This window comes from Vibrio nigripulchritudo ATCC 27043, assembly GCF_000222685.1.
GTDB lineage: Bacteria > Pseudomonadota > Gammaproteobacteria > Enterobacterales > Vibrionaceae > Vibrio > Vibrio nigripulchritudo.
Genome location: NZ_AFWJ01000026.1, coordinates 1 through 15,918, shown reverse-complemented (window position 1 = coordinate 15,918; position 15,918 = coordinate 1). Strand labels below are relative to the sequence as shown.

The following is a 15,918-nucleotide window of genomic DNA, read 5'->3' as shown; positions in this document are numbered from 1 at the left end:
GCCGCACTCAGCAAAGAGCTTTCAATGGACGAGCTGATGGCGATGGGTGAGCAGGTGTATAACGAGCGCTGTGCTGTGTGCCATCAGGCAAATGGTCTTGGTGTTCCGGGTGTTTTCCCGGCAATGAAAGACAGCCCAGTCACATTGGGAGACATGACCACGCACATTGATGTGGTGTTAAACGGGGTAGCTGGCACGGCAATGCAGGCGTTTGGTAACCAGCTAACGGATGAGCAAATCGCGGCGGTGGTGACCTACGAGCGAAACGCTTGGGGGAATGACAAAGGCGACATGGCGCAGGCATCTGATGTTAACGCGTTGCGTGGCGGGGAGGGACAATGAACAGTTCAACCGATGTAAATTCTCATGAAAACGAACATGATGACCATCATGCAGCGCCGTCTGGCTGGGCTCGTTGGGTGTATTCCACCAACCACAAAGACATAGGTACGCTTTACCTCTGGTTCAGTTTTGCCATGTTCTTAACGGGCGGCTTTATGGCGATGATCATTCGCGCCGAGCTGTTCCAGCCTGGGTTGCAGCTTGTTGATCCTCAGTTCTTCAATCAAATGACCACAGTTCACGGTTTGGTGATGGTGTTTGGTGCAGTGATGCCAGCGTTTACCGGGCTGGCAAACTGGATGATCCCAATGATGATTGGCGCACCGGATATGGCGCTGCCACGCATGAACAACCTGAGCTTCTGGATCTTACCTTTTGCGTTTCTCATTTTGATCAGCTCGTTGTTTATGGAAGGAGGCGGTCCAGACTTTGGCTGGACCTTCTACGCACCGCTTTCGACCACTTACGGGCCAGACAGCACGGCATTGTTTGTGTTTTCGGTTCATATCATGGGTATCAGCTCCATCATGGGTGCAATCAACGTGATTGTGACCATTGTGAATATGCGTGCTCCGGGTATGACATGGTTTAAGCTTCCCATGTTTGTGTGGACCTGGTTGATTACGGCTTTCTTGTTGATTGCGGTCATGCCTGTGCTGGCCGGCGCGGTCACCATGGTGCTGACAGACAAATACTTTGGTACTAGTTTCTTCGATGCGGCAGGGGGCGGTGACCCAGTGATGTTCCAGCATATTTTCTGGTTCTTCGGGCACCCGGAAGTGTACATCATGATCTTGCCTTCTTTTGGCATCGTATCGGCCATTATTCCCGCATTCAGTGGTAAGAAATTGTTCGGTTACCACTCTATGGTTTATGCGACCTGTAGTATCGCGTTGTTGTCCTTCCTTGTATGGGCGCACCATATGTTCACCACTGGTATGCCTGTATTTGCTGAACTCTTCTTTATGTATTGCACCATGCTTATCGCGGTGCCGACAGGGGTGAAGGTGTTTAACTGGGTTGCGACTATGTGGCGAGGGGCGCTGACCTTTGAGACGCCAATGCTCTTTACCATTGCATTTATTGTGCTCTTCACCATAGGCGGATTTTCGGGCTTGATGCTGGCGATTGTCCCAGCGGACTTCCAGTACCACGACACATACTTTGTTGTGGCGCACTTCCACTATGTGTTGGTGTCTGGTGCTGTCTTCTCGATTATGGCGGCGGCGTATTACTGGCTTCCTAAATGGACCGGGCATATGTACGACCACAAGCTGAGTCTATGGCATTTCTGGTGCTCTGTGATTTCAGTCAATGTGCTGTTCTTCCCTATGCACTTTCTGGGGCTGGCTGGGATGCCCAGACGAATTCCGGATTACGCCATACAGTTCGCCGACGTAAATCAGATTGTGTCGATAGGCGGTTTTGCCTTTGGTCTGTCGCAGCTCATTTTCTTGTGGCTGGTGATCAAATGCATCAAAGGTGGTGAAAAAGCGGAAGCCAGGGCCTGGGAGCGAGCCGAAGGGCTTGAATGGACAGTGCCAAGCCCGGCGCCTCACCACACGTTCAGTCAGCCACCTAAAATCGACTGACAGAGGGCAGAGCAATGGAATCGGCAAATCGCTCTAATCGCAAGCTCACCGGATGGTTGCTGCTGAGTGTGGTCGCCATGTTTGGTTTTGGTTTTCTGTTGATCCCGCTGTACGACATCATGTGCGAGCAGTTGGGTATCAATGGTAAACCCAGCAATGAAGCGGTCAGCAGCCCGGTCGGTATGCAGGTAGACACCTCCCGTGTTATCCGGGTTGAGTTTATGGCGCACGTAAAGCCAGACATGCCGTGGACGTTCACACCTGCCAAAAAGGTCATGGATGTTCACCCCGGAGAAGTCATACAGACACGCTACATTGCCACCAACTTAAATCAGGCGGACTTGGTTGGTCAGGCAGTACCGTCAATTGCTCCCGGAAACGGGGCGGCGTATTTCAATAAGATTGAATGCTTTTGTTTTAACCGCCAGCCTCTGGAAGGCAACAAAAGCGCCGAGCTCCCAGTGATTTTCTACATTGAGCCGACGATCCCCGATTCCATTCATACCCTGACTCTCTCTTACACGCTATTCAATATTACAGAGCCCGAAGAACAAAAAACGGTGGCTCTGATTTCACGCTCAGAAACAGATCAAGGAGCGGTGCAATGAGTACACAACACCAAAGTTATTACGTTCCATCCCACAGTATCTGGCCCATTGTTGGGGCTATCGCGCTATTCTTTATTGCCGTAGGGGCAGGGGTAACGGTGCAAAACCTGGAAACGGGCAGCGTCTTCGGGCGTGTGTTCCTGTTCGGTGGGTTTTTTGTCTTTCTGGTGATGTTCATCGGGTGGATGCGTAATGTGATTGGCGAGTCCATGTCTGGGTTCTATTCCAAACAGATAGATATCTCTTTCAGGCAAGGGATGAGCTGGTTCATCTTCTCAGAAGTGATGTTCTTCTGCGCATTCTTTGGCGCACTGTTTTATGCCCGAATGGTCGCTGTACCCTGGCTTGGCGGGGCAGACAACAATGTGATGACTCACGAGGTGTTGTGGCCAAATTTTGAAGCCATGTGGCCGCTCACGCTGACTCCTTCAGGGCAAACCACCGAAGCCATGGGGTGGCAGGGGTTACCTTTGCTTAATACCGTTATTCTTCTGACCTCATCTGTCACTCTGCACATGGCGCACACCAGCTTAGAAAAGAATCATCGAATGGCGCTGGTGGTGTGGTTAGAAATCACCATCATTCTGGCCATCGCTTTCTTGTTCTATCAAGTTGAAGAGTATGTCCATGCCTATCAGGAAATGGGGCTGACCCTTCAATCGGGGATATATGGCAATACCTTCTTCTTACTGACGGGCTTCCACGGCATGCACGTTCTGTTAGGCACCATATTCCTTTCGGTGCTGCTGGCAAGAATTGCCCACGATCACTTTACCCCAGACAACCATTTCGCGTTTCAGGCGGGCAGCTGGTACTGGCACTTTGTCGATGTGGTTTGGCTGTGCCTGTTTGTCTTTGTCTACGTGTTGTAGGAACCATTAATACGGGCGTGGGTTGGGAACGACCCAGCCTGCTTTTAAAGCAACAAGTAAAAGCACAATAACTAAAGCGGAGAAGATCAGACGACGACCCAGAAAGTGGCTGGCAGGTTTATCGCTATCGCCTTTCACCATCACCACTAAAGCGCGACCAAGGTTGAAGATAATGAAACAGAGTGTCAGGACCAGAACCAGTTTAAACAATGAGGCAGCCATGTTGACCTCCTGGGTTGCGTTGACGTTAAAACCAAAATTTTGGTTCGCCCTGATTTTAACTTTGGTGGTATTTACCGTGCTTATCAAGCTGGGTTTCTGGCAATTGGGACGTGGAGAGCAAAAGTTAGACTATGAAAAAGCACTGGCTGATCGCGCCACTATGACGCCCATTACTCTCGATGAGCTGAATACTCAAATCTTAAAGCAGCCTGCCAGTCTGGAGTACAACGTTACCGGAACCCGCGTTACCGCAGAAATACAGCCTACAAGTGACAAGCTGATATTGCTCGATAACCAGATCTGGAATGGCAAAGTGGGGTATCTTGCCCTTCAGCCTGCCAAGGTACTCTCTGGTTATGAGACGTCAGGGAAAATGGTTTTGATTGAACTTGGGTTCGTTGAAACCGGATCCGACCGACGTGTCCTGCCATACGTTGAGACGTTAACATCTGTAAGCGCCACTCGGGTTGAAGGACGTGTTTACCAACGACAAATCAATCCGGTCAGCGATCAGCTTTATGCCGAAGCTGGCTGGCCAAAGCGTATTCAAAATCTAAACCTGACTGAATTGGAATCTGAGCTAGGGTTACCGTTACTCCCTTTTGTAATTCAGCCTTCCAACCTTGATATCCGACTGGAACAACCGTGGCGACCTGTTCCTCTCTCTTCTCAAAAACATTTTGGTTACTCGTTGCAATGGTTTTCCATGGCGGCGGTATTCGCATTGATTATGACCATGATTCTGCTTAAGGCGCTTGGTGTGCGTCTGTTACCCAAAGGGGAAAATGATGACAGTACAAAACCTGAATAATGTGCCGTCTCCCAGCGTTAACCGCGGGAGGCTGATATTGATTGCGTTAGTGGCTCTGTTTGCTATGCCCGCTATCGTGGCGAAGTTGATTTTGGAAATGAACTGGTATCAGCCGGGAGTAACCAATAAAGGCATGTTAGTGGAACCAGAAAGCTATCTTTCCGATTTCAAAATGCCCGGCTCGCAGGACAAGCAGTGGCAACTGGGTTATGTGCTTCCCGCTAAGTGCGGTTCTTTATGCCAGCAACAGTTGCACTTGCTTCAACAAAGCTACATTTCACTAGGAAAGTACCAAGACAGGGTTCAACCCACGGTCTACGTTACGTCTGATAGCGACACTTCGGTGCTCAATGACTACAGCTTTGAGCGCGTGACATCGACCAGAGACTTTCTGGCGAAATTTGAACAACAGGAATACATCATCGTGGATCCTCGCGGACAACTGGTGATGCATTATCCAAAGGAAATCAATCCGGATCTTTTAATTCAGCAAAGCAAAGGACTGATTGCCGACTTTAGGAAGCTACTCAAGCTATCCCGAGTAGGGTAAGCGTGTTTTTCAGGGATTAGGGGGCGTGTATGAATATCATCAGACTGATTCAAATAAGCCTGATACTGACCTTTTTTGTCATTTTGATGGGAGCCTATACCCGGCTTGCCGATGCGGGTTTGGGCTGCCCTGACTGGCCGGGCTGTTACGGTCACATCAGTGTACCTACTTCCGAAAAAGCGCTGTCTAAAGCCAGTCAGCTTTACCCGGAAAGCGTGGTTGAACCTTACAAAGCCTGGCTGGAAATGATTCACCGTTATCTGGCTGGAACACTGGGAATGATCGTATTCGCCATCAGCTATTTTACGCTTAAAGCCAGTCATGGTGGTCGGGTGATTCCTGTTAGTCTGTCTCTGCTTGTGGTTTTTCAGGCGGCTTTAGGAGCCTGGACCGTAACCCTCAAATTAATGCCCGTGATTGTGATGCTGCATTTGATCGGGGGCTTTACTCTGTTCAGCTTGCTTTTCCTCCTCTATGCGAGGTTGAAACAGGAAATTGGATATGAACGAAATGAGGTGGCGCATTTTATGGTGAGCGACGGGCATCCGTCCTCGGTTACTTCAAAACATGCCCCTGTTCAGGTAACCAATCCGGCACTGAAGCTTTATGCCGCGGTAGCGCTGACTGTGGTGGTGGTTCAGATTTTACTGGGAGGCTGGACATCCTCCAACTATGCCGCATTGATGTGTACTAGCTTACCAATTTGCGACGGAAACTGGACCAGCTATCTTAACTTCGCTCAGGCTTTCGATTTCAGGCAGGCGGGTCACACCAATTATGAGTTTGGGGTATTGGATTACAGCGCCCGTATGACCATCCACGTTTCCCACCGTATTGGGGCGTTTGTCACTACCATCGTATTAGTTGGTTTGGCGCATCAGCTGTTTCAGCAAAGCCACATTCAGTTGCGAAAAGGGGCGTATTCCCTGATGGTGCTGCTCAGCCTTCAACTTATGCTGGGTATCAGCAATGTGGTCTTTAACCTGCCATTGCCTGTGGCGGTTGCGCACAACCTAGGGGCAGCATTACTGCTGCTCTGTACGGTTTACATCAATTTTCATGTTTGGCGAAGTGTGTCCGAGCCCCTGGTTGCGCAGGAAAGGAGGTTGTAACGATGGACAAATCAATAACTCAGACTGGTGTTGAAGGCTCAACCTGGCGCGACTACTATACGCTCACCAAGCCAAAGGTGGTGGCACTGATGCTGTTGACGACAGTCGTCGGGATGATTCTGGCCACCGACGGATACTTTCCTCTTACTCAGGCTTTGATCGCCTTAGCTGGTATTGGGCTGATGGCGTCCAGTGCTGCTGCGTTTAACCACCTGGTGGATCGCCGTATCGATGCCATCATGGCGCGAACTTACCAGCGCCCGTTGCCCACCGGCCAGGTAAAAGCGGTGAACGCCTTTGCATTCGCTGTGGTGCTGGGCGTGTTGGGGTTTGTGGCACTCTACTGGCAGGTGAATGAGCTAACGGCCTGGCTAACATTGGCAAGCCTCGTTGGTTACGCTTTGGTATACACCCTTTATCTCAAACGAGCCACACCACAAAACATCGTCATTGCGGGAATAGCAGGTGCTATGCCGCCTTTACTGGGCTGGACTGCGGTAACCAATGAGCTGCACTCTCATGCCTGGTTATTGGTGATGATCATCTTTATCTGGACGCCCCCGCATTTCTGGGCTCTGGCGATCCATCGAAAAGAAGATTACTCTCGTGCCGACATCCCAATGCTGCCCGTGACTCATGGTGTGGAATACACAAAGACCAGTATTTTGCTATACACCATCCTGCTGGCTATTGCGTGCCTGTTTCCTGTACTGGTAGGCATGAGTGGTTTGCTGTACCTGATTGCATCTAGCTTCCTGAGTGCAGGGTTTATCTATAAAGCTTGGAAACTCAAATATAGGGAAGAAGAGGGGGATGCCATGCGTACCTTTATCTTTTCGATTTACCAACTGATGTTCTTATTTGTCGCGTTACTGGCAGACCATTTCCTTCGTTAAAGTAGAAAGTTGTTTTCTTATTGGCTCAGTATTGGCATTGGGTTTGTGTGGTGCTTTTTTCAGATGTCAAACCTAGCTAGTTGTGTAAGGGAATAAAAATGCATGAAAATTCGCTATTTTTAAGGTTTCTTTATACAAAGTGAATGAAATTTCACTCTTAAAGAAATAGATAATTTTGTTTAATTATTAGTGCAAAATATGTTTCCAAATAACAAGGTCTTACTGATAGATTTCACACAATACCAACAGAACTAGCTGAGTTTTAATCAAATGAGTGTGAAATCTAAACTGGTGACGGCTATCGGGTTTCTGATAGCTTTCACCATCCTCGTCACGTCCGTTATCGGGTACTTCGAATTTAAAACTGCCACCACCGACGACTATCGTAAAAACCTTTCCAATAAATCTTTCCTTGTTGCGAAAGCCGTTGAAGGCAAAATGGATAAATATTTTACCGCGTTGGAAACAGTCGCAGCAGGTATGTCCATAGACGCCTCTGGTGAGGTGGTTATTGATGAAGCTCTTATCAATACCTTAAAGCAAGGGAAAAGCAGCCTGAAAGTGCTGAACATGTATGTAGGTCTGCCAGATGGCACAACTTACGATACGAATGGTCTGATTGCCGATTTCAACGCCAAGCAAAAACAGCGTGAATGGTACATCAAAGGATTCAGTGGCGCACAACGCACGGTGACTAACCCTTACATGGCAACCACCGGTCACCTGACTATGTCGGTAGTGATTCCGTTTCGCCAGCACGGTGATGTTCATGCTGTTATCGGCTTAAGCTTGAAAATGAGCGACATCACCGAGTACATCAACGAATTGTCGGCAGAGCCTAATCTTTTCGTGTCACGCTCCGATGGATTTCTTATGGCGGCAAGCTACCCGGAGTTTATCGGTAAGAACCTGTTTGAGCTGCGCCCCAGCTACCGTCAGTTTGGATCTCATGATAAGAGTGAGCACTCGTATACTGTTCCCGACAAAGGTGACTTTTACGTGGTTTCTTCTCGAATCGAATCTTTAGGCTGGTCTGTGTGGGCTTGGGCAAACTGGGACGACATTAACGAACCTTCCAACACCATGGTATCCATCAACAGCATTGCCGGACTAATCTTTGCGGTTATTGGCATCGTAGTGGTTTACTTCGCGGTAGAAAAACTGATGTACGGTCCAATTGGTGGCGAACCTAAAGAGATTGAAGAATTCGTTGATCGTATCGCCAAAGGGGATCTGACTAAGGTGCGTCCTTTGCAGGGCAACGAGACGGGTGTATACCGCTCAACGCTCATCATGGGTGAAAGCATCAAGCAGATCATCAGTAATATTGATGCTTCTTCTGCGGCACTAACGGATCTTTCTGGTCAGCTTGAATCCTCTTCTAATCAGGTTAATCGCTCTTCAGAATCTCAGATGATGCAGTTGGAGCAGGTCGCGACAGCCATGAATGAAATGACGGCTACGGTCGCTGAAGTGGCACAGAACGCTATGCAGGCATCAACGTCTTCCAATGACGCCAGCGCGTCCTCTTCAAACGGGTTGAGTGTGGTCAGTGAAATGAACGACGACATCAACCTGCTGGTCAGTAACATTCAGAGCGTTCAGTCCTCTATTTTGGAAGTTGAAAAGGAAACCCTGAACGTAGGCGGAATTCTGGATGTGATTCGCGGCATCGCAGAGCAAACCAACTTACTGGCGCTGAATGCTGCGATTGAAGCTGCACGTGCCGGAGAGCAGGGCAGAGGCTTTGCGGTGGTGGCAGATGAAGTACGTAATCTGGCAAACAAGACGCAGGAAAGCACCAACGAGATTCAGTCGATGATTGCTGTGTTGCAAGAGCAGGCGAAGCAATCCGTCAGCATGATGGAAGAAAACGCCGAAAACGCCAAGAAAACTCTGGTGAAATCAAATGAAGCAAGCCAGTCACTACAAGTTATTCAAGACGAAATTGGCAAGATTCAAGACATGAACAACCAGATTGCTACTGCCGCTGAAGAACAGTCGCATGTGGCGACAGACATTAATGAAAATGTGGTGAATGTGAACGATCTGGCACGAAACACCGTTCAGGACGTTCAAAGTAATGTTCAGACAGCTATGGAGCTGAACTCCGTATCGAGTGAACTTCAGGCATCGGTGAATCGTTTTAAAGTATAAGTTAACCTCTTAACCCGAGTTCAAGTTAACAAAAGAGCCCCGAGCCATATTCGGGGCTCTTTGTATTGAAGGTTACGTGCTTTAGCTTGCTTGCTGCAAATACTTACTCACCAAATCGGTCAGTTCTTCCTTATAGGGTGGCGAGATAAAGCTGGCTTCGATGGCATTTAAGGTAAATTTTGTGAGCTCTTCTTTGGAGGGAGAAAGCGCGTCAGAAACTGCTAAAAAATTATCTGTCATGTAGCCGCCAAAATACGCTGGATCGTCAGAGTTAATGGTGACGCACAACCCTTTGCGCAACAAGTCCACAATATTATGCTCTTTCATATCACCAAACACTTTGAGCTTAGTGTTAGAAAGCGGGCATACAGTCAAAGGAACTCTGTCTCTTGCCAGTCTTTCCACTAGTGCTTCGTCATCCACACATCGCACACCATGGTCAATACGAGTGGTATGAAGCATATCCAATGCATCTGTGATGTTTTGTGCAGGACCTTCTTCCCCTGCGTGAGCAACGGTTAAGAAGCCTTCCTCGCTAGCTTTGGCGAACACACGCTCAAATTTTTCCGGTGGATGCCCAACTTCAGAAGAATCCAGACCAACTCCGATGATTTTATCCTTGAACGCAAGTGACTCCTCTAATGTTTTGAAAGCAGCGTCCTCATCGAGATGACGCAAAAAGCACATGATGATTTGGCTGCTTATTCCAAGCTCGCTGTTCGCCTTCTCTAGCGCTCTGGAAATACCATTAATGACGGTTTCAAAAGCGATACCTCTGTCGGTATGAGTTTGCGGATCAAAGAAAATCTCGGTATGTACGACGTTGTCCTGTTTACAGCGAAGTAAGTAAGCCCAGGTAAGATCATAAAAGTCCTGTTCGTGGATAAGTACGTTCGCTCCCTGATAGTAAATATCCAGAAAAGACTGCAAGTTGTGAAAGTGATACGCGTCTTTCACTTCCTGAACCGATTGAAATGGAATGGAGACATTGTTGCGTTTTGCCAGCTCAAACATCAGTTCCGGTTCCAGAGAGCCTTCAATGTGCAAGTGCAATTCAACTTTGGGTAATCTGCGGATAAATTCCTGCATAGAAACTCCTTATTGATGACCTGATACCTCAACGAGATCTCAGGATGTTGTTATGGGAGTGTCTTTAGCATAGCTCAGTAGGTGGATAATTTTTGAGCATAAGGACGAGGTTTTAGACAAAAAAACCAGCGTATCCGCTGGCTAAGGAAATTGAAGTGACGTTGTTAGTCGGGAAATGAACTCCTGATGCCCTGAAGCTCGTCAAAGTTCTCCAGGAAAATTTCGGTGAGTTTCGGGTCGAAGTGTTTCCCTGCTTCTTGTTGGAATAATTCAAAGATTTTCTCGCTCGGCCAGGCATCTTTGTAGCAGCGTTTTGATGCTAAAGCGTCAAACACATCTGCGACGGCCGTAATACGCGCTTCAATAGGAATGTCTTCACCGCTGATTTTATCGGGATAACCGGAGCCGTCCCATTTCTCATGGTGATATCCCGCGATATTGGCGGCGATATTGAGTATTTCTAAGTTCGATCCTTTGAGAATCTCTGCTCCCACGCTGGCGTGAGACATCATGGTTACCCACTCCTCTGTATCCAGCTTTCCGGGTTTGTTTAACACGGCATCTGGAATGGCTATCTTGCCAATATCATGCAGAGGAGAAGCGAGTTTGATCTTTTCGCACTGCTCTGGAGGCAAGCCAAATTTGCATGCGAGGTAGCGCGATATTTCCGCTACGCGTTTAACGTGGCTTCCGGATTCTTTTGAACGCGTTTCGACCACTTCACCCAATCGATATGCGATCTCTTTTTGGGTGTCTCTGACCTCGTTAAGCAGAATCACTTTTTCGTACGCGATAGTGATGTTTCGGATGAAAATATCGAGGATCTCGATGTTTTCTTCGATGCTGTTTTTCGGACAGTGCACCACCAACAGACCAACACTCTTGTTCACTTTCACCGGGATCAGAAATTCTTCATCTTTCACCTGAATGAAACGGTCTTTGGTTGATGTGACATCGTCCACTGAGCATGAGATGAACTCATTCAGGTCTTTACCGATCAGACCTTCGCCCCCTTCGGAAGAGGCCACGACTTGCCATTTTCCTTCGACTTCCTGTGCAGCAAAGTTAAAGGCATGCACCTCTCCCAAATGCAACAGGGCAGAAAGCTGAGAAAGAATACCGTCCAGCCAGTGTGCACCGTTGTCTTCCACCAGAATGGATGCGGAAGAATTAATGATGGTGTTGAGTCCTTTTTTGGTGTTCTCAATCACCATGATGTCACGGTAAGAACGAAGCGCTGCGCAAAGCGTGGTATTCAGCTTGGTTGCTGTCAGCTCAGTTTTGTTCTTGTAGTCGTTGATCTCGTATTTTTTGATGACTTCTGATTCTGGCGCGTCACCGGGTTGACCAGTTCTCAGAATGATACGACTTGTTTTGTTGCTCTGTTCGACACGCAGCCAGTCGACCAGATCCAAGCCCGCGTGGTTGGACTCCATGACTACGTCAAGAAAGACAACCGCAATGTCGTCATGTTCAGCGAACACTTCTTTGGCTTCCGCGGCGGAATAAGCGTTCAAGAAGTTGAGTTTCTTTCCTAGGTATTCGAAGTCGTTCAGTACAAATTGGGTGACTTTGTGGATGTCGGCGTCATCATCGACAATGAGAATTTTCCACGTCTCACGCTCTTCAATTTCTGTTTCTTCTTCATGATCTGAAAAGAGGAATTGATCATCGTTTCCCATCGTTAACCTCGTATCTCAGTCTGTCCCTGTGTAAAGCTTTGTTATCTGACACTCTGTCCTCACGATAACGAGCAGCGCAAAAAGCTTCCTATCTGAATCAAGTGTAGACAAAGTTTTCATTTAAAGCACAAATTCTGCCCGCTCATAAAACTCATCGGGCTGAGAAGCGCCAGAGCACAGGGGTTGAGGGAGAAAATTACTTTCTATATCAAGAAAATCTACGGTCACTGTCTATACTAGATCAGAAAGCGCTAAATTAACCTCTTAGCTCATGGGGTGAACGTAACCTGTACAAGCATTTAGTGCGAATAAAAATACCCAATTCAAAGCAGCAAAAAATTTGAAGCAACGCGATGGCATAAACACCATGAAAGGATGAGGGCAGTAGATGAGCTCAAGCGTTTCAGACAGCAGTAAATCTCAAAGAATGGCGCCAACGCTGAAAACTTTAAACCGCCATAGTCTGGCAGTTCGGTTGCTGATATACATCGTGTTATGCAGTTCTATTCTGGCTGTGGTTATTACTGCCGTTCAGCTCTACTGGGATTACAAGAAAGAAGTGTATGCGCTGCAAAGCTCTATTGTGTCGCTGGAACAAAGCCTTGCCTCCTCAATATCAAACAGTTTGTGGAATCTGGATGAAGAACAAATGCAGATCCAGGCGCGAGGCATTCTGACCGCCGCCAATGTGGAATACGTCGGCATCTTCTCATTTCATAACGGTACGTTAAATTCCGTCGTCGAGTTTGGTGACCAAAGCCCTACCAACGAATACAGCCAGCTATTCAATCTCATCCATAAAGAAGAAAGGATCGGTGGACTGAGAATTGAAGCTTCCTACGAACAGATCTATGGCAAGTTGTGGGAGAGGGCGATCATCATCTTAGAAACCCAACTGGTGAAGATATTCCTTGTCGCTATGTGTGTGCTTTATGTTGTTTATCATGTGGTTATCAAGCATATCAATCACATCTCTCTTTTTGTTCAGGGGCATAAATTTGAACAGAACGGCGAAGAAAATATGCTCCAGTTGGACAGGAACGAGCACAAAGATGAACTGGACACACTCGTTGCGTCGATCAACTCCTTACGGCATAGGATAACCAGTGAACTGAACAAGCGAGTGAAGACCAATTCACAATTGGAATACGAACGTGACTTTACCCGTGTGATTATTCAGTCTTCTCCTTCTTTGATTTGCTCGCTCAACGATAGGTTTGAAATTCAACTGGTGAATTCTGAAGTAGAAGAGCTGCTGGGCATTAAAGAAAGCAACCTTATTGGCAAAAGCTGGTTTGAATACTTTGTCGATGAAGATGTCGAAAAAGAGAGCGAGGATGAGCTGGTACAAAACATTCCAGAATTTGATCTGGTGTTCTCAATGGAAGATCAACACGGCAGCCAGCGGTTCTTGCAATGGCGGGTAGTGGAGAACAAAGAACAGAAACGGGTCATGTGCTTTGGAATAGACGTAACCGAGCTGACCAATGCAGAAAATCAGCTGATTTCTCTCAATCGCGAGCTGGAACAGAAAGTGATGGACAGAACTCGTTCTCTGGAAGAAGCCAATCATGAGCTCTCCGACACTCTGAGCCAGTTGGAAGATACTCAGGAATCTCTTATCGAAGCAGAGAAAATGGCGTCTCTTGGAAGCTTGGTTGGCGGCGTTGCTCATGAGATCAACACCCCGCTTGGCATTAGCGTAACCGCAACCAGCTTTATTGATGAGAAAGTTCGCGTTTTGCAGAAAGGTTTCGAGACGGGAAAATTGTCGAAAAGCCAATTTTCTGCGGCGATTGAGTCGTTAAAAGAATCAACTCAGATCTTATCAACCAATCTGTCCCGTGCGGAACAGTTGATTTCAAGCTTTAAGCAAGTGGCAGTCGATCAAAGCAGTGAGTCTGTGTATCCCTTCAATGTGAAAGAAAATCTGGAAAAAGTGCTGCTTTCATTGTCCCATGAGATCAAAGTCGCCCGCGCCAAAGTGGAAGTGGAATGCCCGGACAATATTAATATTGAAAGCTATCCAAGCTGCTACATCCAGATTTATACCAACCTCATTGCTAACAGCATCCGCCACGGATTCGATGAGTGGGAAGGTGACAAAAACATCTTCATCAAGGTTGAAACTCAGGAAGAACACCTGGTCATTCTTTATCGAGATACGGGGCAGGGTGTAGATGAAAGCGTACTTAAACGTATTTTCGAGCCTTTTGTTACCACTAAGCGCGGAAAAGGTGGCAGTGGGTTAGGAGCAAACATCATTTACAACCTTGTGAACCAGTTATTACAGGGCAAAATCGAGTGCTCCTCAGAGCTCGGAAAAGGGGCAGAATTTGTGATTACTGTGCCGCTTCAACTCAACCTTGAAGAGCAACAAGAATCTGCCTGATCGCATTCCAAACATTTCGTTACTCGCCCTCGTTGTGGTCCCCCGTCACTTAAGATTATATTAATCGATTACATGCTAGCTTGACCCGAATTATGGGGCTTACGGCTTTAAAGACACTGGAAAAGTGTTGAAGGAAAGGACGAGGAAATAAGATGCAAGTCTTGATCATTGATGATGACAATCAGTTTGCGGGAGCATTGGCAGATTACCTGGAACTGAAGGGCGTGGAATGTGATTTCGCTTACAACGGACAGAGCGGGTTATCATTGGCGCTTCAAGGAGACAATGATGTCATCATTTTAGACGTAAATATGCCCAAGATGGATGGCTACGAAGTTTGCCGAATGCTACGTGAAGCACGTGTCCAGACTCCGGTACTCATGATGACTGCTTACGATACGGTTGAAGATGAGCTGGAAGGGTTCCGTAGTGGCGTCGATGATTTTGTCGTTAAACCCTGTCCAATGCCCGTTGTTTGGGCAAGGCTTCAGGCTCTTTCCAAACGCACTCAGCCAAATGTGTCCAGCAACCTGAAAATTGGCGACCTGGAGCTCGACCTGAATACGCAAGAGGCGTATCGAGCTGGTAAAAAACTCAAGATGACGCCAATTGGCTGGAAGATCCTTCATTACCTAGTGTTGCAAAGCCCGCGCGTTGTCCCACGACCAGAGCTTGAAAATGCGGTTTGGCCGGACGATCCCGTCGAGCCAGGCAATCTGAATGTTCAGCTTAGTAACCTGCGCAAAGTGCTGGATAAGCCTTTCGGTGCTCCTTTGCTGCATACCCGCATTAATGCTGGTATCCAGATTAAGGAACTGGAATGAAAGCCTACTCTATCTCACTGAAAAAAGATCTTATGCAGAAGCTGGTGTTATTCGGCTTCTTCCTTGTCATCGACATGATCATTATCGCCATGGTTCAGTATTCACTGAGCCTGGAAAAAGTCTCAAATACAGCGGCGTGGATGGACGTTCGCGCTATGGTCAGGCATTTGGAAAAAGATCCGGATTCCAGTGTTACCACACTTTCTTCTACTAAAGCTTATCGCAACTGGGAAAGCCTGCCTCAACACATCAAAGAGACGTTTGGTTCAGCCGACAAGGTTCACGTTGAAGATGAAACGTCAGTGATGAAAGAGATTAACGGTGAGGAATACCACATCTCCATCATGTCCCATTTGCTGAATAACGGCGAATACGTCTATCTGGTAAGCCAGTATCCGGTCGAAGACATTGAGTGGTTGATTGAAGAATTTGCCAGCACCGTCATAGAGCAGAGTATATGGTCGCTCATTTGTTTTTCTGCAATCCTTGTTCTGGTAGCACTTTGGTGGATGCGAAGCATCGGTGCACCATTTGTTCACCTTAATCGTTGGGCTTCGACACTCGGTACGCCGAACGAAGAACCAAGACCCAAATACCGTTTTACGGAGCTAAATGAGCTGGCAAAGCAGCTTGAAGACGCCATTGACCGAGTCAGTCGATTCAACGAACGTGAAACCCAGTTTTTACGCCACGCCAGCCACGAACTTCGCACTCCGCTCGCAATCATGCAGGCGTCGCTGGACACCATAGACGAACAAATTCCTCCTTC

At 47.6% G+C, this 15,918-nt stretch carries 15 protein-coding genes; 12 read left to right on the top strand and 3 right to left on the bottom strand.

What is annotated here, in order from left to right; translation table 11 throughout:
- The 4 genes from RH89_RS04150 to RH89_RS04135 form a co-directional block, all read left to right on the top strand.
- Positions 1–342: c-type cytochrome (locus RH89_RS04150; protein WP_004399358.1), on the top strand; the 342-nt coding region annotated here is incomplete at its 5' end.
- Positions 339–1,934, top strand: coding sequence for a cytochrome c oxidase subunit I (gene ctaD / locus RH89_RS04145; RefSeq protein WP_004399357.1), 1,596 nt, complete (start codon positions 339–341; stop codon positions 1,932–1,934). The genes RH89_RS04150 and ctaD, both read left to right, overlap by 4 nt.
- A 14-nt stretch (positions 1,935–1,948) precedes the next feature.
- On the top strand, positions 1,949–2,542 hold the full coding sequence (locus RH89_RS04140; protein WP_004399355.1) for a cytochrome c oxidase assembly protein: 594 nt from the start codon (positions 1,949–1,951) through the stop codon (positions 2,540–2,542).
- On the top strand, positions 2,539–3,414 hold the full coding sequence (locus RH89_RS04135) for a cytochrome c oxidase subunit 3 (protein WP_004399354.1): 876 nt from the start codon (positions 2,539–2,541) through the stop codon (positions 3,412–3,414). The genes RH89_RS04140 and RH89_RS04135 overlap by 4 nt, the downstream gene beginning before the upstream one ends.
- Positions 3,415–3,420: 6 nt before the next feature.
- On the opposite strand, the gene RH89_RS04130 is transcribed toward RH89_RS04135, so the two are convergent.
- Entirely contained in the window at positions 3,421–3,636 is a 216-nt protein-coding gene (locus RH89_RS04130; protein WP_004399352.1) for a DUF2909 domain-containing protein, read from the bottom strand.
- Between RH89_RS04130 and RH89_RS04125 the strand changes: the two genes are divergently transcribed.
- The 5 genes from RH89_RS04125 (at position 3,635) to RH89_RS04105 (ending at position 9,162) form a co-directional block, all read left to right on the top strand.
- Positions 3,635–4,447: an SURF1 family protein gene (locus RH89_RS04125; RefSeq protein ID WP_004399350.1), complete on the top strand. Its 813-nt coding sequence runs from the start codon at positions 3,635–3,637 to the stop codon at positions 4,445–4,447. The genes RH89_RS04130 and RH89_RS04125 overlap by 2 nt on opposite strands.
- Positions 4,425–4,997 (top strand): hypothetical protein, encoded by a 573-nt coding sequence (locus tag RH89_RS04120; RefSeq protein ID WP_004399348.1) that lies wholly within the window; start codon positions 4,425–4,427, stop codon positions 4,995–4,997. The genes RH89_RS04125 and RH89_RS04120 overlap by 23 nt, the downstream gene beginning before the upstream one ends.
- 29 nt (positions 4,998–5,026) lie before the next feature.
- Positions 5,027–6,109 carry a COX15/CtaA family protein gene (locus RH89_RS04115; protein WP_004399347.1) on the top strand — a complete coding sequence of 361 codons (1,083 nt, stop codon included), beginning with the start codon at positions 5,027–5,029 and terminating at the stop codon, positions 6,107–6,109.
- Positions 6,110–6,111: 2 nt separating this feature from the next.
- On the top strand, positions 6,112–7,005 hold the full coding sequence (cyoE, locus tag RH89_RS04110; RefSeq protein ID WP_004399345.1) for a heme o synthase: 894 nt from the start codon (positions 6,112–6,114) through the stop codon (positions 7,003–7,005).
- A gap of 270 nt (positions 7,006–7,275) precedes the next feature.
- Positions 7,276–9,162, top strand: coding sequence for a methyl-accepting chemotaxis protein (locus tag RH89_RS04105; protein ID WP_004399344.1), 1,887 nt, complete (start codon positions 7,276–7,278; stop codon positions 9,160–9,162).
- 81 nt (positions 9,163–9,243) lie between these two features.
- On the opposite strand, the gene RH89_RS04100 is transcribed toward RH89_RS04105, so the two are convergent.
- Together RH89_RS04100 and RH89_RS04095 are read right to left on the bottom strand one after the other, a co-directional pair.
- Positions 9,244–10,251, bottom strand: coding sequence for an adenosine deaminase (locus tag RH89_RS04100; RefSeq protein WP_004399343.1), 1,008 nt, complete (start codon positions 10,249–10,251; stop codon positions 9,244–9,246).
- 164 nt (positions 10,252–10,415) lie between these two features.
- Positions 10,416–11,933: an HD domain-containing phosphohydrolase gene (locus tag RH89_RS04095; protein ID WP_004399342.1), complete on the bottom strand. Its 1,518-nt coding sequence runs from the start codon at positions 11,931–11,933 to the stop codon at positions 10,416–10,418.
- Between the two features lie 388 nt (positions 11,934–12,321).
- Between RH89_RS04095 and RH89_RS04090 the strand changes: the two genes are divergently transcribed.
- From RH89_RS04090 to RH89_RS04080, 3 genes are all read left to right on the top strand, one after another.
- Positions 12,322–14,325, top strand: coding sequence for an ATP-binding protein (locus RH89_RS04090; RefSeq protein WP_004399341.1), 2,004 nt, complete (start codon positions 12,322–12,324; stop codon positions 14,323–14,325).
- Between the two features lie 152 nt (positions 14,326–14,477).
- Positions 14,478–15,149: a response regulator transcription factor gene (locus tag RH89_RS04085; protein WP_004399340.1), complete on the top strand. Its 672-nt coding sequence runs from the start codon at positions 14,478–14,480 to the stop codon at positions 15,147–15,149.
- Positions 15,146–15,918 (top strand): histidine kinase dimerization/phospho-acceptor domain-containing protein (locus RH89_RS04080; protein WP_004399335.1); only part of this gene is annotated, 773 nt, incomplete at its 3' end. The genes RH89_RS04085 and RH89_RS04080, both read left to right, overlap by 4 nt.

Coding starts and splice junctions, on each gene's coding strand:
- ctaD (WP_004399357.1), top strand. CDS start 339: ATGAACAGTTCAACCGATGTAAATTCTCATGAAAACGAACATGATGAC.
- RH89_RS04140 (WP_004399355.1), top strand. CDS start 1,949: ATGGAATCGGCAAATCGCTCTAATCGCAAGCTCACCGGATGGTTGCTG.
- RH89_RS04135 (WP_004399354.1), top strand. CDS start 2,539: ATGAGTACACAACACCAAAGTTATTACGTTCCATCCCACAGTATCTGG.
- RH89_RS04125 (WP_004399350.1), top strand. CDS start 3,635: ATGTTGACCTCCTGGGTTGCGTTGACGTTAAAACCAAAATTTTGGTTC.
- RH89_RS04130 (WP_004399352.1), bottom strand. CDS start 3,636: ATGGCTGCCTCATTGTTTAAACTGGTTCTGGTCCTGACACTCTGTTTC.
- RH89_RS04120 (WP_004399348.1), top strand. CDS start 4,425: ATGACAGTACAAAACCTGAATAATGTGCCGTCTCCCAGCGTTAACCGC.
- RH89_RS04115 (WP_004399347.1), top strand. CDS start 5,027: ATGAATATCATCAGACTGATTCAAATAAGCCTGATACTGACCTTTTTT.
- cyoE (WP_004399345.1), top strand. CDS start 6,112: ATGGACAAATCAATAACTCAGACTGGTGTTGAAGGCTCAACCTGGCGC.
- RH89_RS04105 (WP_004399344.1), top strand. CDS start 7,276: ATGAGTGTGAAATCTAAACTGGTGACGGCTATCGGGTTTCTGATAGCT.
- RH89_RS04100 (WP_004399343.1), bottom strand. CDS start 10,251: ATGCAGGAATTTATCCGCAGATTACCCAAAGTTGAATTGCACTTGCAC.
- RH89_RS04095 (WP_004399342.1), bottom strand. CDS start 11,933: ATGGGAAACGATGATCAATTCCTCTTTTCAGATCATGAAGAAGAAACA.
- RH89_RS04090 (WP_004399341.1), top strand. CDS start 12,322: ATGAGCTCAAGCGTTTCAGACAGCAGTAAATCTCAAAGAATGGCGCCA.
- RH89_RS04085 (WP_004399340.1), top strand. CDS start 14,478: ATGCAAGTCTTGATCATTGATGATGACAATCAGTTTGCGGGAGCATTG.